Source organism: Rhodanobacter sp. A1T4 (assembly GCF_014207185.1).
Classification (GTDB): Bacteria; Pseudomonadota; Gammaproteobacteria; order Xanthomonadales; family Rhodanobacteraceae; genus Rhodanobacter.
In genome coordinates this window covers 395,567-415,011 of the sequence record NZ_JACHCP010000005.1, presented here as the reverse complement: position 1 = coordinate 415,011, position 19,445 = coordinate 395,567, and the positions used below count along the sequence as shown (strand labels likewise).

Genomic DNA, 19,445 nt, shown 5'->3' with positions numbered 1-19,445 from the left:
AGCACACTGCCCGTATCATGCAGGGTATGCCCCTGCGCGCGCTCACCCTGTTGAATCTGCTCCTTGCAGTCCTGCTGCTGCAGGGCTGCGTGGCGTCGAAGACGCAGATCCGTCGTGCCGATGCCGTGGTCGCGGCCACGGTCGATACGCACGTGAACTGCGATCGCGCCGACCACTGCGCCACGGCATCCCCGCTACTGGATGCAGCAACGGATGCCGTGGCGGCGTCCACGCCGACACAGCCGGTACATATCGTCAGCCTGCTCAACGACAGCGAGGCGGCAATGGTGGCGCGGCTCAGCCTGATCCGCGCGGCGCGAAGTTCGATCGACGTGCAGACCTACATCTGGGATGAAGACGATGCCGGCCAACTGGTGCTCGATGAACTGCTGCAGGCGGCACGGCGCGGCGTAAAGGTGCGCATCCTGGCCGACCAGCTGTCCTCGTTCGACGACATGGCGCTGCTCAACCGGCTCGCGCGGATCAGCCCGAATCTTGAGGTGCGGCTGTACAACCCTACCTTCCACGATGCTCACACCTCACCGCTGCAATGGGCCGCAGGCATTGCGTGTTGCTTCTTCAAGTTCAACCAGCGCATGCACAACAAGGTAATCCTGGTGGACGACAGCGCCGGCATCACCGGCGGACGCAATTATCAGAATCGCTACTTCGACTGGGATAACGACTTCGACTACGTCGACCGCGACGTGCTGGTCGGCGGCCCTGCCGCCAAGGCAATGGCCGACAGCTTCGCGTTGTTCTGGAATCACCCCCGCTCGGTACCGCTGACGCATCTGCGCGACGTCAACCGCTATATCGTGACGCATCCAGCCCCACCGGACTGGCCGGCACCGAAATACCTGCATCCCCAGCGCGTCTATCGCGCGCAGCAGGAGGCCAGTGATGACGATTGGCTGCGCGCGCATGTGCTGGCGGACAGCATCCAGACCGGCAACGTCGAGTTCTTCAGCGACATGCCGGCAAAAACCGACAAACCGAACAAGAAAAGCGCACGCGAATTCACCCGCCATGTGATGCAGATGGTCGCCAGCGCAAAAAGCGAAGTGATTCTGCAAACACCCTACCTGGTGATGAGCCGTCGGGCGCGCAAGATTTTCGACAAGCTACACAAGCAAACACCCGCGCCGCGCATCGTGGTAGCCACCAACTCGCTCGCCTCCACCGACGCCTTCGCGGTGTATGCGCTGTCGTACAAGCACCGCAAACCCTATCTGAAGGATTACGGTTTCGAAATCTACGAGATGAAACCGCATGCGCCCGGGCCGGCCGAAGCCAATGCGTATGCCAGCATGGAATCGCCCGAGGAAAACGCGCCGAACGGTAGCGGCGATTCGTCGGGTAGCGGCAGTCAAGTCGGCAGCAACGGCCAGTCGACCGGCAACGTTCCATCCAAAACCGGCAACACCAAAAGCAACAATGCCTCACGCCACTTCGTCGATACCGAAAGCCATGGTCTGCTTGGCAGTCACGGCAGCAGCAGCAGGCCGGCGCCCTTGCTCAGCAGCGGCCGTCGTTTCGGCCTACACGCCAAATCGATCGTGATCGACGATGACATCGCGATGGTCGGCTCGCACAACTTCGACCCGCGCTCGGATCACTACAACACCGAGGCCGGCGTGATCATCGTGGACCAACGCTTTGCCACCCAGCTGCGTCAGAGCATCCTGCGCGACACGCAGCCGGAAAACGCCTGGGTGATCGCACCGCGGCAAGCGACGGTACCGCTGCTCAGTGACATCAATAACGCCATCGGCAGCATCTCGGAAGAGTTGCCGCTATTCGACCTGTGGCCGTTTCGCTACGCCACCAGCTATCAGCTCAAGCCAGGCTGCAAGCCGTTGCGCGTCGGCGATCCGGGATTTTTCGCCTGCTATCAGCCTGTGGGCGATTTCCCCGACGTCGCCGTCTCGCCAAAGATGTTCTACACGCTGCTGATCACCGCATTCGGTGCCGGCGTCACAGGCATTCTCTGAGAAGCTGTTTAAAAACCTACTGCGCTCGGTATTTCGGGCGCTACGGTTTTTAAACAGCTTCTGAGAATTTCGCCGCATGCCTCAGGGCACACTGGCAACCGGGTCGTCGCGTGAGGAAAAGCGCATCGGCAAGTCGGCGCTCAGGCCATCGGGATGATCCGGCGGCACCGCGAAGCGCCAGTTGCGCACGCTGCGTAACGCATGTGCATCGAGCTCCGCATCGCCGCTCGACTCGGCCACACTTGCCGCAGCGACACGGCCGCCACCATCGACGCTGACGTGCATGACTACGCGGCCATCCAGATGGCCGCGCAACTGGTCATAGGCGACGTCACGGTGGATCGGCATGTCCAGCGGAACGAGCTCGGGCGGCAAAGCGGCAGACGCGGCTTGGTTTCCACGATTTTGATCCGCGGTGACACTACTGCGATCCATCCGTGATCGGTGAATATGCGGTGCGTCGCCGAACGCGCGAACATGCGGCGACGGTCGAGCAGGGTGATGCCGGGATGGCATAGGCCGATTCACCTTCGCAACCCAAGGCATCGCCAGCGGCTCATTCGTGCTTCGGTCGCTGAGCCAATCGGTGCCCACAACGCCAACGGCCAGTGCCAACAAGCTCAGGACGACGGTGGTGCGCAGGCGCAACATGGCGTGATGCGCGGCCGGTTACGGCCGTTCGAGTATCGCCGTCACGCCCATGCCACCGGCGGTGCAGATCGAGATCAGGCCGCGACCGCTACCCTTTTGTTCCAGCAGCTTGGCCAGCGTGGCCACCACGCGCGCACCGGTGGCGGCAAACGGATGGCCGACCGCGAGACTGGAGCCGTGCACGTTGAGCTTGGCCGGATCGATGCTGCCCAGCGGCGCATCGAGGCCGAGGCGGTTCTTGCAGTACTCCGCACTTTCCCACGCGCGCAGCGTGCAGAGCACCTGCGCGGCAAAGGCCTCGTGGATTTCGTAGTAATCGAAATCCTGCAGGGTCAAGCCATGGCGGGCCAACATGCGCGGTACCGCGACGGTTGGCGCCATCAGCAAACCTTCACCATGCACAAAATCCACCGCGGCAATTTCCGCGTCGAGCAAATACGCCTGAATCGTCAGCCCGCGTTTGGCGGCCCACTCGTCGCTGCCCAGCAACACGGCGGCAGCGCCATCGGACAAGCCGGTGGAGTTGGCCGCAGTAAGCGTGCCCTGGCCGGAGGTCTTGTCGAAGGCTGGTTTGAGCGAGGCCAGTTTTTCCATCGTGGAATCCGGGCGCAGGAAACCGTCACGTTTCAGTCCGCGAAACGGCACCAGCAGATCGTCAAAGAAGCCTTCCTCGTACGCAGCAGCCAGTTTGCGATGGCTGTCCAGCGCCAGCTGGTCCTGATCCACGCGGCTGATATGCCACTCCCTGGCCATCATTTCGCAGTGATCGCCCATCGATTTGCCGGTGCGCGGCTCGGCTACGCCCGGGAAAGAAGGTTTCAGTTCGCTCAGCGAAAATCCGCGCGTGGCCGCCTTCAGTTTTTCCATCGGCGTCTTGGCGCGATTGACCGCCAGCAGCCGTTTGCGCAGTCGCGTACCGTAAACAATCGGCACATCGCTGGTGGTATCAGAGCCACCGGCGACCCCGGCTTCGATCTGCCCTGCCGCGATCTTGTTGGCGATGATGATGGCGTTGTCCAGCGAGGTACCACAGGCGCGAGCCGTGGTGATGCCTGGCGTGGTCGGCGCCAGGCCGGAACTCAGCAACGCCTCGCGTGCCAGGTTCCACTCCGACGAATGCTTGATCACCGCGCCCATCGCCACTTCGCCCAGCTCGACGCCGTGCAGTCCGAACCGTTCGACCAGCGCGCCGAGGACTTTCACCGACATGCCAAAATTGCCGACGTCGGCGTAGGCGGTGTTGTTGCGGCAGAACGGGATGCGTACACCACCGATCACCCCAACGCGCTTTTGCGTTTTTTCCATGGTCAGAACAGTCCGGAACTCAAGTCCTCCAAGGCTAACCCGCGCTGCGGTGTGGCGGAAGCCCAAAACGCTGAATGATACGATTCGCGTCTTGTTTATACGAACGGAGCCGCTCCTGATGGAAGCGCAAACGTTGCTCGCCCTGCCGGCGGTGCTGGCCCTGGAACTGGTGGAGGGCGAAGTGCCGCCGCGGCTAAGCCTTGATCGCGACGAAGCGGCGGAGCTGGTGGAACTGATCGCGGCCGATCTGCACGGGCTGGTACCGCAGGTCAATCAGGCGCGACTCGCGCTGGCCGGCGCGCTGTTCGATCAGGTCGAACTGCTGCGGCCGGGCTTTCCGGTATGGGCCACACTGGACGAACTGGCGCGACGCGTACCGCGCGGCCATCTTGAGAATGTGATCGCTTTTGGCAGCCATGCCGGCCATATGCCGGCGCTGCCACTGGAGCCGTCGCCGCAATTTTCCGGTGGCCCGATGCGCCTGCTGCCGCTGAGCCTGCTGGCACCTGAGGCGCTGGCCGATGACTTATCCGAGCAGTTGGAAGTGCAGTTGGTCGGTCGCGGGGAGGCTGGCGCGCTGACTGCCGACTGGCTGATGCGCACGCTGGGCATCCGGCTCGAACACGTGCGTTATCTCAGTCGCAATGATCTGCTGGCGCTGACCTGCGTGCAGTACGAACACGTTAATCTGGCGGCGTTGTGGTCACTGCTGGAGGCCGCACTGCTGACGCCGTATCGCGGCGAATCGGCGGTGACCGCGCGTGGTCTGGCGCTGCACTATGCCAACGGCAAGGTATTTGCCCAATCGCCGACGCAATGGCTGGCAGGCCAACCGCACGAAAGCCGCGACGACCACGCGCCACGACGACATGCACTGGCCGGCATCCTGTTTGAATTACGTCAATATGCGGCGCTGCTCGACGCTCATCAGCTGCCGCTGCGGCTGCAGCCCGTGACTGATCGCGACGGCGAAGCGGGCACCGGCTATCTGCTGGAAACCTTGACCACCATCGAATCCGATTACGGATCGCCGACACTGTTCGCGCATGAAGCCCCGGGCCTGGGCGTGGTCGCGATCACCGTAGCGCAACGTGGTGCAGGCGGTAGCGCGCGCGCGCTGGCGCACGGTTACCCGCTGCAGTCGCAGGCGCTGGGGCCGCTGCTGGCCCTGCTGGCCGATCGATACGGCATTGCCGCCGAGCCGCAGGCGCTGGGCCGCATCGTGCTGGATGAGCACGGTGCGCTGGGCGCCCCGGCAACTGCTCTGCACTGAGGCCGCCGGGTCACTGGGCAACGGCAGCAGGCAGGCGCATGATGGCCCGAACACGGGGACGGAACGACCATGCAGCCGCACGAGCCTGCCAGGGTATCGCCATCGCTTGAAAAAGATTCGCAGGAATGGTCTGCGAAGGTTCTGCGTGGAGCACCCGTGCTGCTCGCCTACCTCGATAACGAGCAGCGCTTTCGCTATGCCAATGAAACCCACCGCACATGGCTGGGCGTCGATCCACAGGAACTGATTGGCCGTACCGTGATCGAGGCGGGCGGGCGACGCAATTACCAGAAGATCGAACTTGCGCTGGAACGCGCCTTCGCCGGCCGCATGGCCCACTATGAAGGTGAGCTGTTCGGCGGCAGCGAGCGGCGCTACGTGCACGCCAATTTCCAGCCGGATCTTGATGAGGTCGGCGCCGTGCGTGGCGTGTTCACCACCTTTGTCGATATCACCGAGCGGCGCAGTCTGGAGCTGCAGCTTCACGAAAGCGAGCAGCGCTTCTTCGGCGCGTTTCAGCACGCCGCCATCGGCATGGCGCTGATTCATCCGGACGGCCATTTCCTTCGAGTCAACGCCGCGTGCTGCCAGATGCTCGGCTATCGCGAAGATGAACTGCTGGCGCTGGATATCACCACCATCACTCACCCTGACGATCTCGCGAGCGACATGGAGTTGCTCAACGAGATGCTCAGTGGCAAGTGCGACTCTTACCAACTGGAAAAGCGCAATTTCCACAAGGACGGCCGGGTGGTACACATCCAGCTCAGCGTATCGGTGGTGCGGGACGAATACCGCCAGCCGCGCTATTTCGTGTCGCAGGCGCAGGACATCAGCCAGCGCAAGGCGTTCGAGGATGCACTGCACCGCGAGCGCGAGCTGGCCGAGGTGACGCTGCGCTCGATCGGCGACGCCGTGATCACCACCGACACCCAGCTGCGCATTACCTCGCTCAACCCGATTGCCGAGGCAATGACCGGCTGGACCAGTAGCGAAGCGCAAGGCCGCGCCATCGATGAGATCTTCCAGCTGTTCGACGCGCATAACGGCCAGCCGGTGATCAATCCGCTGCGCGCGGCGATCGAACACAACACCATCGCCGATCTCGCCGGCAGGACACTGCTACGCCACCGGCACGGTTTCGATACACCGGTGGAAGATTCCTCTGCACCGATCCACGACCATGCCGACAACGTGATCGGCGGCGTGCTGGTGTTTCACGATGTCAGCGAAAACCGCGCGCTGGCGCTGAAGATGATCCACCTCACCCAGCACGACACACTCACCGGCCTGCCCAATCGCAGCCAGCTGCACACGCATATCGAACAGTCGTTGATCACCGCCGCCCGCCGTCAGCAACGCGCGGCCGTTCTCTACATCGACATTGATCACTTCAAGCAGATCAACGATCTGTACGGCCTCGCCGGCGGTGACCGCGTGCTGCGTGCGCTGACCGCACAGTTGCGGCGCAGCCTCCCTGGCGGGGAGTTGATCAGCCGCTTCGGCGACGACGAATTCGTGGTGATGCTGCCGCACCTGGACAGCGTGGGCGAGGTGGCCAGTCGCTGTCAGATCCTGATCGCCCATTGCCAGGAAACACGGGTAACCGACCTGCCCGAGCTGTCTTTGCGCGTAAGCGTCGGGGTCAGCATCTATCCCGACGATACCGACGATGCGGAAATGCTGCTGCAACAGGCCCAAACGGCGATGTATGCAGCCAAGGCGCAAGGTCAGCATGGCTACCGCTTTTTCACTGCTTCGATGAGCGAGCGCACGCAGGCCCGGCGCAAGATCGAGACGGCATTGCGCCACGCGCTGACCCGACAGGAGCTCGCGCTGGATTATCAGCCAAAGGTGGATGCGCAGACTGGCCGCATCGTCGGTGCCGAAGCGCTGCTGCGTCTGCGTGCCGACGGGCGGGAGCTGTATGCACCGGACCAGTTCATTCCGGTCGCCGAGGACACTGGCCTGATCCTGCCGATTGGCGCCTGGGTGTTGCGCGAAGCCTGCCAGCAGGCGCAGCGCTGGAAAGATGTCGGCCTTTCCGTGCCCATCTCCGTGAACGTATCGCCACTGCAATTCCAACGCGCGGATTTCTACGCATGGCTCGATACCGTACTCGACGAAAGCCAGCTCGATGCGAGCCTGCTGGAGCTGGAGCTGACCGAGCGCATGGTGATGTCCGGCGGCGATGCCACCACCGAATTGCTGCAGCGAATCAAGCAACGCGGCGTACGCCTGTCGCTGGATGATTTCGGCACTGGCTATTGCAGCCTGTCGTATCTGAAACATTTTCCGATCGATGCGCTGAAGATCGACCGCACCTTCGTGCGCGATGTCACCAGCGATGCGGGCACCGCTGCCATCACCCAGGCCATCATCGCGATGGCGCGCAGCCTGCAAAAAGAGGTGGTCGCCGAAGGGGTGGAGACACTGGCACAAGGCGATTTTCTGCGCCGCGCCGGCTGCTCGCAGCTGCAGGGTTTCCTGTACGGCGCGCCGATGCCACCCGCGGCGTTCGAAGCCTTGCTGAGCTAGGCCTTGCTGCCGCCCGCCAGCAGACTTTCATACATCCAATAGTGGCAGCGCTGCATGCCCAGATCAGCGTAAGTAGCCTGCGCCCGAGAATTCTCGGTTTCCACATACAGCCGCAGGCCGACCGCATTCGCGGCGACCGCGCGCTGCTCCACCTCCGTGTGCAGCGCGCGGAAGACTCCGCTGCGGCGTACCTCGGGCGTCACATAAACACTCTGGATCCACCAGAAGTCACCGCAGCGCCAATCGCTCCACTCATAGGTCACCATCAGGCTGCCGACCGGCACACCATCGCGTTCGGCGATCAGATAAAAGCCACGCTGCGGCATCGCGAACACGCCGGCGATGCCGCGTTCGAGCACAGCGGGATCGAGACGCTTCTTTTCGGTCTCCCAGGCCATCGCCGCATTCCAGGCAAGCAGGGCGGATAGATCGTCGGGCCTGGCGGTGCGAATCAGCAACGAGGACACAGGGTAACTCCAGCAGAGGCATCAGTTGGACTATCGTAGCCTGCGTGATCTTCACACGGCGGAGCGTATCTTTCGGCACGACTGCCATGATGCCTTGGCAGTCGTCACACGCAGCGGCGAACCTGATAGAAGCCGGCGGTGAAAGCGCATAGAGGCATCACGCCGGCTGTGTCACTCTGAACACCCGAAGGAAAGTTGGACATTGGACATCGGCCGCACATTCGATTTGCTCAAATTGCGCCGCTTGCGCGCTTTCCGTCGTCGACGCGCAGCTGCTCGCACCAAGCCAGAGCAAGAGCCGACCCTGCGTTCGGAATTGTTCAGCGCCGACCAGATGGAGCGGCACGGCCAGGTGCTCGCCGGCCAGCATCGGCTGAGCCCTGATGAAACCAGCAACCTGCTGCTGGCCCGGCTGGGCGACAACGAAGCCGTACTCACCCACACCTGCGAGCGACTGACCGCCGCGACCCGTCATCGACGCCGCATCACGCCCGCAGGCGAATGGCTGCTGGACAATTTCTATCTGATCGAAGAGCAGATCCGCATCGCCCGCCGGCATCTGCCGAAGGGCTATAGCAAGGAACTGCCACGGTTGGGGAGCGGCCCCTCGGCCGAACTGCCGCGTGTCTACGACATCGCGCTGGAAATCATTTCGCACGGCGATGGCCGCGTCGACACCACCAGCCTGTCCCGTTTCGTCAACGCCTATCAGACGGTAACGCCGCTCAAACTCGGCGAGCTGTGGGCGATCCCGATCATGCTGCGGCTGGCGCTGATCGAGAATCTGCGCCGCGTCGCTGCGCGCGTGATCGCCGACTGGCAGTACCGCGGCAAGGCCGCGCGCTGGGCCGACAGCCTCACCGCCACCGCCGAGAGCGATCCGAAAAGCGTCGTGCTGGTGGTCGCCGACATGGCACGCTCCAAGCCACCGATGACCGGTCCGTTCGTCGCCGAAATGGCCCGCCGTCTGCAGGGCCAGAGCCCGGCACTGGCACTACCACTTAGCTGGATCGAGCAACGGCTGTCCGAGTCTGGCCAGACCATCGAACACCTGGTGCAGCTCGAAGCGCAGCAGCAGGCCGCGGATCAGGTGTCGATCGGCAACAGCATCGGCAGCCTGCGTGCGCTGTCGGCGATCGATTGGCGCGATTTCGTCGAACAGACCAGCATCGTCGATCAATTTCTGCGCGAAGATCCCGCCGGCGTCTACGCGACGATGGACTTCACCACACGTGACGACTACCGCCATGTGATTGAGTCGATCTCGCGCAAGCATCGGTTGAACGAGCCCGAGGTGGCCGAAGCGGCGCTGGCGCTGAGCCGTACCGATAGCGCGGCTGACAACACCCTGGTGTCGCGGCACGTGGGCTTTTATCTTATCGACAAGGGCCGCCACGCGCTGGAGAAAAGTCTCGGCGTGCGACCCGCCTTTGCCCAAACCATGCGCCGCCTGCTCGACCGCGCACCGCTACCGATTTACCTGGGTCTGCTGGCGCTGCTGACATTTGCCTTTGCGCGGGCGCTGGTGGTGTCCGCCTCGCACAATCATCTGCCGACGTGGGGACTGATCGGCATCGCGATTCCGTCGATCATCCTCGCCAGCCAGTTGGCAATGAGCCTGCTCAACTGGGTCGCGACATTGACCGTGCCACCCCGACAGCTGCCGCGCATGGATTACTCGGCCGGCATCCCTGAGAGCGCTCGCACGATGGTGGTGGTGCCCAGCCTGTTTGGCAGCGCGAACGACCTCGAGGAGCTGGTGGAAGCGCTGGAAGTGCGCTTCCTTGGCAACCGCGACCCACAGCTGCATTTTGCGCTGCTCACCGATTTTCCCGATGCCGACACGGAAACGTTGCCCGGCGATGAAGCGCTACTGCGCCTGGCAAGGCGGCGTATCGAGGCGCTCAACGACAAATACGCCACCGCAGAAATGGATCGGTTTTTCCTGTTCCATCGTCCGCGCCAGTGGAATGCCGCCGAACAAAGCTGGATGGGCCGCGAGCGCAAGCGCGGCAAGCTGGCCGATCTCAACGCACTCCTGCGCGGCGGTGCGCGTGAGCGCTATATGCTGATCGTCGGCGATATCGACACGCTGCCAACCGTGCAATACGTCATTACGCTGGACACCGACACCCAGCTGCCGCGCGAGTCGGCGCATGAGTTTGTCGGCGCGATCGATCATCCGCTCAACCGCGCGGTATACGACCCCGAGCTGCGTCGCGTGGTGTCGGGTTACGGCGTGCTGCAGCCACGCGTGGGCATCAGCCTGCCCAGCACGGCGCGCTCGCGCTACGCGCAGCTCTACGCCAGCGATGCCGGCATCGATCCGTATACGCAGATGGTGTCGGACGTCTACCAGGACGTGTTCCACGAAGGTTCGTTCATCGGCAAGGGCATCTACGCGATCGATGCGTTCGAGCTCAGCCTCGAAGGCCGCTTTCCGGACAACGCCATCCTCAGCCATGATCTGGTCGAAGGTAGCCACGCCCGCTCCGGCCTGCTCAGTGATGTGCAGCTATACGAGGAATACCCGGCCCGCTACAGCGCCGACGTCAAGCGCCGGCATCGCTGGATCCGCGGCGACTGGCAGCTGCTGCCCTGGCTGCTGCCGTGGACACCGACCGCCCACGGCTGGCGCAAGAATGCGCTGACTGCACTGTCGCGCTGGAAGATTCTCGACAACTTGCGCCGCAGTCTGGTGCCGGCATCGCTGTTGGTGCTGTTGTTGGCCGGCTGGTTTCTGCTTTCGCCCGCATTCTCGTGGATGCTCGCCGTACTGGCGATGGTACTGATTCCACCGGTGCTGTCGGCGATGCTCGATCTGGTGCAGAAGCAGACCGAAGTGCAGATGGATCAGCACCTGCGCGCCGCGATGCATTCCACCGGCCAGCATCTGGCGCGCATGGCGCTGGGTCTGGCATGGCTGCCACACGAAGTGCTGTACAGCATCGACGCGATCCTGCGCACGCTGTGGCGCATGACGATCAGCCGACGCCTGCTGCTGCAATGGCAAACCTCTAGCGATGTCGAAAAGCGCAGCAGCAACGCGCCCGGCACACTGTGGCGATTGATGTGGATCGGCCCCGTGCTCGCCGTGGTGCTGGCCGCGCTCCTGACGTGGCATCGGCCGATGGCGCTGCTGGTAGCGGCACCGCTGCTGCTGCTGTGGCTGCTCTCGCCGTCGATCGCCTGGTGGATCAGCAAACCGAACGTACCGCCGGCGTTTGCACCGACCGCCGCGCAGATGCAGTTTCTGCGCTCGCTGGCGCGCAAGACCTGGGCATTTTTTGATGCCCATGTCGGGCCCGCCGATCACTGGCTGCCACCGGACAACGTGCAGATACAGCCGGCGCCGGCGATCGCGCATCGCACGTCACCAACGAATATCGGACTGGCCCTGCTGGCCAATCTCGCTGCGTACGACTTCGGTTTTCTCAGCGCCGGGCGCCTGCTCGATCGCACTATGCAGACGCTGGCGACGATGCGTCTGCTACCGCGCCATCGCGGGCACTTCTACAACTGGTACGACACGCTAACACTGCAGCCGCTGGCGCCGCTGTATATCTCGGCGGTGGACAGCGGCAATCTCGCTGGTCACCTGCTGACGTTGCGGCCCGGCTTGCTCGCCGTCGCCGACGAACCGGTGTTCCAGCCGCGCGCGCTGCAAGGCCTGCTCGATACGCTTACCGTGTTGCAGGCCTCGATGGACTCAGCCACCGCCGGTTCCTTGAGTCCATTGCAGCGACCGCTGGAAGCCGCCCTGGCGTCGCTGCCGGCGACGACCGGTGCCGCCGTTGTACTGTTGCAAACTCTGCTCGACCAGGCGCATGCACTGGCGCACACACTCGCCGTCGAAGCCGATAGCGATACCGAGTTCTGGCTTGATGCCCTGCTACAGCAATGCAGCGATCTGCTGGATGAAACCAGCCACTTCCATCTCGACCCGCCACCGGACGACGACGCCAACTTCAAGGGCATTCCAACGCTGCTGCAGCTCTCGCGCATCGAGCCGCTGTGCTGGCCCGACGAGGCCGACGCGGAAACGCTGCGTGAACGCGCACGCGAGCGTATCGCGCTACTTGAACAGGTCGCGCTGGAGAGCGGCGAACTGGCGCTGATGGATTATCGTTTTCTGTACGACCGGGCACGCGACCTGCTGGCGATCGGCTACAACGTCGACGAGCGGCGACTCGATGCGGGCTTTTATGACCTGCTGGCATCGGAAGCGCGACTGGCCAGCTTCGTGGCGATCGCGCAGGGCCAGCTGCCGCAGGACAACTGGTTCTCGCTGGGTCGCCTGCTGACCACCAGCGGCGGGCAGCCGGTGTTGCTCTCGTGGACCGGTTCGATGTTCGAATACCTGATGCCGATGCTGGTGATGCCAAGCTATGAAGGCACCCTGCTGGACCAGACCTGTCGCGCCGCCGTGGCCCGTCAGATCGAATACGGTACCCAGCTGAACGTGCCATGGGGCGTTTCCGAATCCGGCTACAACACGCTCGATGCACACTTCACCTATCAGTATCGCGCCTTCGGCGTGCCAGGTCTGGGCCTGAAGCGCGGGCTGGGCGACGACGTGGTGATCGCGCCGTACGCCACCGTGATGGCGATGATGGTGGCGCCGGCCGCGGCCACTCGTAACATGCAGCGACTGGTCGAAGTGGGCGCGGAAGGGCGCCTGGGATTCTACGAGGCCATCGACTACACCCCCGCACGGTTGCCATTGGGCCAGACTTCGGCACTGGTGCAATCCTTCATGGTCCACCATCAGGGCATGAGCCTGCTGGCGCTCGCCTACGCGCTGCTGGACAAACCGATGCAGCGGCGTTTCGAATCCGACCCGCAGTTCCAGGCCACCAGTCTGCTGCTGCAGGAACGCGTGCCAAAGACCGCGGCGGAATACCTGCACGCTTCCGGCTTCCCCGAAATGGACGGCCAATCGCGTGCGGCCGAGGCGCGACTGCGTGTGTTCACCGATCCGGATCGCGCACGTCCCGCGGTGCAGCTGCTGTCGAACGGCCGCTATCACGTGATGGTCAGCAGCGCCGGCGGCGGCTACAGCCGCTGCCGCGACATGGCGCTCACGCGCTGGCGCGAAGACATCACCAGCGACAACTGGGGCATGTTCTGCTACTTGCGCGACGTCGCCAGCGGCGCTTACTGGTCGACCGCGCATCAGCCGACGTTGAAGAAAACCGAGTTGTTCGAGGCGATCTTCTCCGATGCTCGCGCCGAGTTCCGCGTGCGCGAACGCGAGTTCGATGCGCACACCGAAATCGTGGTCTCGCCCGAAGACGACATTGAGCTGCGCCGCACGCGCATCACCAACCGCAGCCGCACGCGTCGCACGATCGAGCTGACCAGCTTTGCCGAAGTGGTACTGGCGCCGCCGATCGCCGATGCGATGCATCCAGCCTTCAGCAAATTGTTCGTGCAGACCGAGCTGGTCCCCGAGCTGCAGGCGATCCTCTGCACCCGTCGCCCACGCGCGCACGACGAAGCGGTGCCATGGATGTGCCACCTGCTGGCCGTGCACAACGGTGACATCGACGAGATCTCCTACGAAACCGATCGCGCGCGCTTTATCGGCCGCGGCCGCAGCGCCGCCGCACCGCTGGCGATGGGTACAGCGAGTGATCCATATGCGCAACTATCCAACAGCCAAGGCTCGGTGCTCGATCCGATCGTGGCCATCCGCTGTCGCATCACGCTGGAGCCGGAGCAATCCGCCACGGTGGATTTCGTCACCGGCACGGCTGACACCCGCGACGCCTGCGTGCAACTGATCGGCAAATACCGCGACCGCCATCTGGCCGACCGCGTATTCGACCTGGCCTGGACGCACAGTCAGGTGCTGCTGCGTCAGCTCAACGCCTCGCTGGCCGATGCGCAGCTGTACGAGCACATGGCCACCTCGATCATCTACCCGAATGCCAACATGCGCGCCGAGCCCGGCATGATCGCGGCCAACCGCCGCGGCCAGTCCGGCCTGTGGGGACAGTCGATTTCGGGTGATCTACCCATTGTGCTGCTGCAGATCGCCGACCCCGCGCGAATCGAACTGGTGCGTCAGCTGGTGCAGGCGCACGCATACTGGCGACTGAAGGGCCTGGCGGTGGATCTGGTGATCTGGAACGAAGATCGCGCCGGCTACCGGCAGGAGCTGCAGGACCAGATCATGGGCCTGATCGCCTCGGGCAGCGAAGCCAGTCTGCTCGATCGCCCCGGCGGCATTTTCGTCCGTCCGTCGCAGCAGCTGTCCAGCGAGGATCGCATTCTGGTCCAGGCCAGCGCGCGGATCATCCTGGCCGACACGCGCGGCACGCTGGCCGAGCAGGTCAGCCGACGCTGGGTGGAAACCCACATGCCGCGCTTCGAACCGAGCAAGCCGCGGCGGGCCACGCCGACGATCGTACCCGCCCTGCTGGCGCCGCCGGTGGCGGCCGTTGATCGACATGCAGCGCGCGACCTGCAGCTGACCAATCCCTATGGCGGCTTCAGCGCCGACGGTCACGAATACGTCATCGTGCTGGGACCGAACGATGCCACGCCGGCGCCATGGGCGAACGTGCTGGCCAACCCGCATTTCGGCACGGTGATTTCCGAAAGCGGTGGCGCCTACACCTGGGCCGAGAACGCACATGAGTTCCGCCTCTCACCGTGGCACAACGATCCGGTCGGCGATGCCAGTGGTGAGGCGATTTATCTGCGCGACGAGGAAACCGGACAGGTCTGGTCGCCGACGCCACTGCCAGCCCGCGGCACTGGCGAATACGTGACCCGCCATGGCTTCGGTTACAGCGTGTTCGAACATGTCGAGGACGGCATTTATTCCGAGCTGTGGGTCTATGTGGCGCTGGATGCCTCGGTGAAATTCTCACTGCTGAAACTGCGCAACGATTGCGGCCGTCCGCGCCGGATCAGCGCTACCGGCTACGTCGAGTGGACGCTGGGCGACCTGCGCGAGAAAACGGTCATGCACGTAGTGACCGAATCGGACCCGGCCAGCGGCGCGCTGTTTGCCCGCAATGCCTACAACACCGAGTTCCCCGGCCGCGTGGCGTTCTTCGATGTCGATGATCCGAGCCGCTCGATCGGCGGTGATCGCAGCGAGTTCCTCGGCCGCAATGGCAGCACGCGTTCGCCCGCCGCGCTGAGCCGCACGCATCTGTCCGGTCGCCTGGGTGCCGGACTGGATCCCTGCGGCGCGCTGCAGATGACCATCGAACTGGCCGAGAGCGAGCAGCGCGATGTCGTGTTCCGGCTGGGCCTGGGGCGCGATACCGCTGACGCCAGTTCACTGGTTCAGCGCTTCCGCGGCAGCATCGCTGCGGTCGAGGCGCTGAACAAGGTTCGTGGACACTGGCAGCGCACGCTGGGTGCGGTGCAGGTCAAGACGCCCGACCCGGCGGTCGACGTACTGGCCAACGGCTGGCTGCTGTACCAGACCATCGCCTGCCGCTTCTGGGCGCGCAGCGGTTACTACCAGTCCGGCGGCGCGTTCGGTTTCCGCGATCAGCTGCAGGATTCGATGGCGATGCTGTACGCCGCGCCGGACAGCGCCCGGCGTCAGATCTTGCTATGCGCCGCGCACCAGTTCCCCGATGGCGACGTGCAGCACTGGTGGCATCCGCCACTCGATCGCGGCGTACGTACGGCGTGTTCCGACGATTACCTGTGGCTACCACTGGCCGCCGCGCGCTATGTCCTGGCTACCGACGATAGGCAGGTGCTCGACGAAACGGTGGGTTATATCGAGGGACGTCCACTGCATCCGGGCGAGGAGTCGTACTACGACCTGCCGCAGCACTCGAGCCTGCGCGAAACGCTGTATCGCCATTGCGTGCGGGCGATCGAACACAGCCTGGTCCGCGGCGTGCACGGCCTGCCGCTGATCGGCTGCGGCGACTGGAACGACGGCATGAACCGGGTCGGCGAGGCCGGTCGTGGCGAAAGCATCTGGCTGGGTTGGTTCTCCTGCGAGGTGATGAACCGCTTTGCCAAAGTGGCGCGGCTGCACGACGACGAAACGTTCGCTCTGCGCTGCGAAAGCGAGGTCGCCAAGCTGAAGATTGCGCTGGAACAGAACGGCTGGGACGGTGCCTGGTATCGCCGCGCCTATTACGACGACGGCACACCACTGGGTTCGGCACCCAACGACGAGTGCCGGATCGACTCAATCGCGCAGAGCTGGTCGGTGATCTCCGGCGTGGCCGAACCGGCACGTCAGCAGCAGGCGATGAATTCGCTCGATCAGCATCTGGTCCGTCGCGATGCGCGGCTGGTGCAGCTGCTTGATCCGCCGTTCGACAAATCCCCGCTCGATCCCGGTTACATCAAGGGCTACGTGCCGGGCGTGCGCGAAAACGGCGGCCAGTACACGCACGCCGCGATCTGGGCCACGATGGCGTTTGCCGAGTTGGGTGACAGCGCCCGGGCGTGGGAACTGCTGCGCATGATCAACCCACTCAGCCACACCCGCGACGCGACGGAAATCGACGTCTACAAAGTCGAGCCCTACGTGGTCAGCGCGGACGTTTACGCGGTCGAACCGCATGTGGGCCGCGGCGGCTGGAGCTGGTACACCGGATCGGCCGGCTGGATGTATCGACTGGTGGTCGAATCATTGCTTGGTCTGCACATGGACGCCGGCCACCTGCGCTTCAAGCCGGTACTACCGGTCGACTGGGAAGGTTTTTCGATGCGCTACCGTTATCGCCAGACCTGGTACCGGATCGATGTGATCCAGGTCGACGCCGATGCTCCGCGCCTCTTGCAGCTGGACGGCGAAACCTTGCCGGACGGACGCGTGCTGCTGGCCAACGACGGCATAGAACACCACGTTGAATTGCGTCATCCGCGAGTCCGATGATGGGTCGGCGGCCTGGATTATGTTTTCCGACATGCGGACTTATAGGTTTTCAGGTGTTCGGTCTTAGCGAAGACTTCACTCGATGGCGAGCAAGCTATTTCATCCAATCTCTGCGACCACACGTTGTGGAACCATCCATTCATCGGCCAATCTGACATCTCGGTGCTGTCGTCCGGCCGTACAACCCAAGCCACATGGAGAGAGTTACCGCTATGGCGACACCTCGTTCGGATGCTCTGGTTTTTTTCGGCGCCACTGGCGACCTGGCCTACAAGAAAATTTTCCCCGCACTACAGGCCATGATTCTCAACGACGGGCTGGACCTGCCGATCATCGGCGTGGCCCACTCCGACTGGGACATCAAGAAATTGCGTGCCCGTGCCCGCGACAGCCTGACCCAGGCAGCCAAGGATCAGGGCATCAAGTTCGACAAGGATGGCTTCGAGAAACTTTCGGCCAAGTTGCAGTATGTCGATGGCGACTACAACGACCCCGCCACCTTCGACGCCATCAAGAAGGCGCTGGGCAAGGCCAAGCGCCCGCTGCATTACCTGGCAATCCCACCGAGCCTGTTCGGTGTGGTGGCGAAAGGCCTGCAGAAGGTCGGCTGCGCGGACGAAGCCCGCGTGGTGGTGGAAAAGCCGTTTGGCCGCGATCTGGCCTCGGCCAAGGCACTCAACGCGACCTTGCATGAGGTTTTTCCCGAGCAGGCGATCTTCCGCATCGATCATTACCTCGGCAAGGAGCCGGTGCAGAACCTGCTGTACTTCCGCTTCGCCAACACGGTGTTTGAGCCGGTGTGGAACCGCAACTACGTCGAGAGTGTGCAGATCACCATGGCCGAAAATTTCGGCGTACAGGGTCGTGGCGCGTTTTACGACGACATCGGCGCCATCCGCGACGTGCTGCAGAACCATCTGCTGCAAGTGATCGCGATGCTGGCGATGGATGCGCCAGTCGGCAGCGACCCGGAATCCCTGCGCGCCGAAAAACTGCGCATCTTCCGCGCCATGAAACCGGTCGATCCGAAAGACGTGGTGCGCGGCCAATACAAGGGCTATCGCGAGGTCGAGGGCGTCAAACCCGACTCCAACGTCGAAACCTTCGTGGCGCTGCGCCTGCATATCGACAACTGGCGCTGGAACGGTGTGCCGTTCTACATCCGCGCCGGCAAGAACCTGCCGATCACCGCCACCGAGGTGATCGTCGACATGAAGACACCGCCGCTGTCGCTGTTCGACGAGATCAGCCAGAAAGAGTCCAATTATTTCCGCTTCCGCTTCAATCCCGAGGTGATCATTGCCGAGGGCGCCCGGGTCAAGAAGCCGGGCGAAAAAATGCGCGGCGAGCCGGTCGAGCTGGTGGCGCGGCACCACCCGCGGCCAGAGAAATCCCCATACGAGCGCCTGCTTGGCGATGCGATCCGCGGCGACAATGCGTTGTTCACCAGCGATGAAAGCGTGGAGGCCGCGTGGGCCGTGGTCGACCAGGTGCTGACCCACGAAAAACCGGTTGCCACCTACAAGCCCGGTAGTTGGGGCCCGGCGGAGGCGTTGAAAATTGTCGAAGGCGACGAAGGCTGGCACGACCCGACCCCAGAGGAAACCTCTCCATGCTGAGCGGTTCTGCCCGTGATGGGGCGCCCGACCCGATCTTTTTTCTGGTCGACGTGGACAACACGCTGTTCGACAACGATCGTTTCGCCGTCGAACTGTCCGCGCATCTGGAAACATCGTTCAACGTGACCGAGCGTGAGCGTTACTGGTCGCTGCATAAAAAACGCTGGGCCGAGTTCGGCATATCGGATTATCTCGGCACCATGCAGCAGTTTCGCCAAGGCCTGCAAAACGATCCCGCGCTGCTGCAGATGTCGTCCTTTCTGCTCGATTTTCCGTTTGCCAAGCTGCTTTACCCGCTCGCGCTTGACGTAGTGAAACACGTGCGGACGCTCGGACCAGCCTCCGCCCTGTCCGACGGCGATATGGTGTTTCAGCCACGCAAGGTCCAGCACAGCGGCCTGTTCGATGCCTTCCACGGCAACGTGTTGATCTACGAGCACAAACAGCATGAGCTGAATCTCATGCAGCGGCGCTTTCCCGCGCGGCATTACGTGATGATCGACGACAAGCCGAATATCCTCGCCGATATGAAGAAGGTGCTTGGCAATCGGCTGACCACCGTATTCGTCCGCCAGGGCCAGTACGCCGCGTCCGCATCTGCCGAGCAGCGCGCAGCGCCCGACTTGAAGATCGATAAAATCGGTGAGCTGCTCGAGTACGCGCTGGATGATTTTCACCTAACGTCATCCGCCCGCCATAACGCAGTGCATTAATCACAGATCATCC

The 19,445-nt window shown here is 63.4% G+C and carries 9 protein-coding genes; 6 read left to right on the top strand and 3 right to left on the bottom strand.

What is annotated here, in order from left to right; translation table 11 throughout:
* The first annotated feature begins 26 nt into the window (after positions 1 to 26).
* On the top strand, positions 27 to 1,994 hold the full coding sequence (locus tag HDE80_RS12625) for a phospholipase D family protein (protein ID WP_184671474.1): 1,968 nt from the start codon (positions 27 to 29) through the stop codon (positions 1,992 to 1,994).
* 81 nt (positions 1,995 to 2,075) lie between these two features.
* On the opposite strand, the gene HDE80_RS22190 is transcribed toward HDE80_RS12625, so the two are convergent.
* A complete protein-coding gene (locus HDE80_RS22190) occupies positions 2,076 to 2,429 on the bottom strand; it encodes an energy transducer TonB (RefSeq protein ID WP_255483723.1) in 354 nt (117 codons plus the stop codon).
* Between the two features lie 234 nt (positions 2,430 to 2,663).
* Positions 2,664 to 3,950 carry an acetyl-CoA C-acetyltransferase gene (locus HDE80_RS12615; RefSeq protein ID WP_184671336.1) on the bottom strand — a complete coding sequence of 429 codons (1,287 nt, stop codon included), beginning with the start codon at positions 3,948 to 3,950 and terminating at the stop codon, positions 2,664 to 2,666.
* 118 nt (positions 3,951 to 4,068) lie between these two features.
* On the opposite strand from HDE80_RS12615, the gene HDE80_RS12610 reads away from it, so the two are divergent.
* Positions 4,069 to 5,223, top strand: coding sequence for a hypothetical protein (locus tag HDE80_RS12610; RefSeq protein WP_184671334.1), 1,155 nt, complete (start codon positions 4,069 to 4,071; stop codon positions 5,221 to 5,223).
* A 69-nt stretch (positions 5,224 to 5,292) separates the two neighbouring features.
* Entirely contained in the window at positions 5,293 to 7,761 is a 2,469-nt protein-coding gene (locus HDE80_RS12605; RefSeq protein WP_184671332.1) for a GGDEF and EAL domain-containing protein, read from the top strand.
* Here HDE80_RS12605 and HDE80_RS12600 read toward each other — a convergent pair.
* Entirely contained in the window at positions 7,758 to 8,228 is a 471-nt protein-coding gene (locus HDE80_RS12600; RefSeq protein WP_184671329.1) for a GNAT family N-acetyltransferase, read from the bottom strand. The two genes, HDE80_RS12605 and HDE80_RS12600, sit on opposite strands and share 4 nt — an antisense overlap.
* A gap of 202 nt (positions 8,229 to 8,430) precedes the next feature.
* Between HDE80_RS12600 and HDE80_RS12595 the strand changes: the two genes are divergently transcribed.
* The 3 genes from HDE80_RS12595 (at position 8,431) to HDE80_RS12585 (ending at position 19,432) form a co-directional block, all read left to right on the top strand.
* Positions 8,431 to 17,100: a glucoamylase family protein gene (locus HDE80_RS12595; RefSeq protein WP_184671319.1), complete on the top strand. Its 8,670-nt coding sequence runs from the start codon at positions 8,431 to 8,433 to the stop codon at positions 17,098 to 17,100.
* Positions 17,101 to 17,312: 212 nt separating this feature from the next.
* Positions 17,313 to 18,719, top strand: a complete 1,407-nt coding sequence (gene zwf / locus HDE80_RS12590; RefSeq protein ID WP_184671317.1) for a glucose-6-phosphate dehydrogenase — start codon at positions 17,313 to 17,315, stop codon at positions 18,717 to 18,719.
* The gene (locus HDE80_RS12585) at positions 18,713 to 19,432 is read left to right on the top strand and encodes an HAD family hydrolase (RefSeq protein ID WP_184671314.1); all 720 of its coding nucleotides are present in this window, start codon (positions 18,713 to 18,715) and stop codon (positions 19,430 to 19,432) included. Before zwf ends, HDE80_RS12585 begins: the two co-directional genes overlap by 7 nt.
* The last annotated feature ends 13 nt before the right edge of the window (positions 19,433 to 19,445 follow it).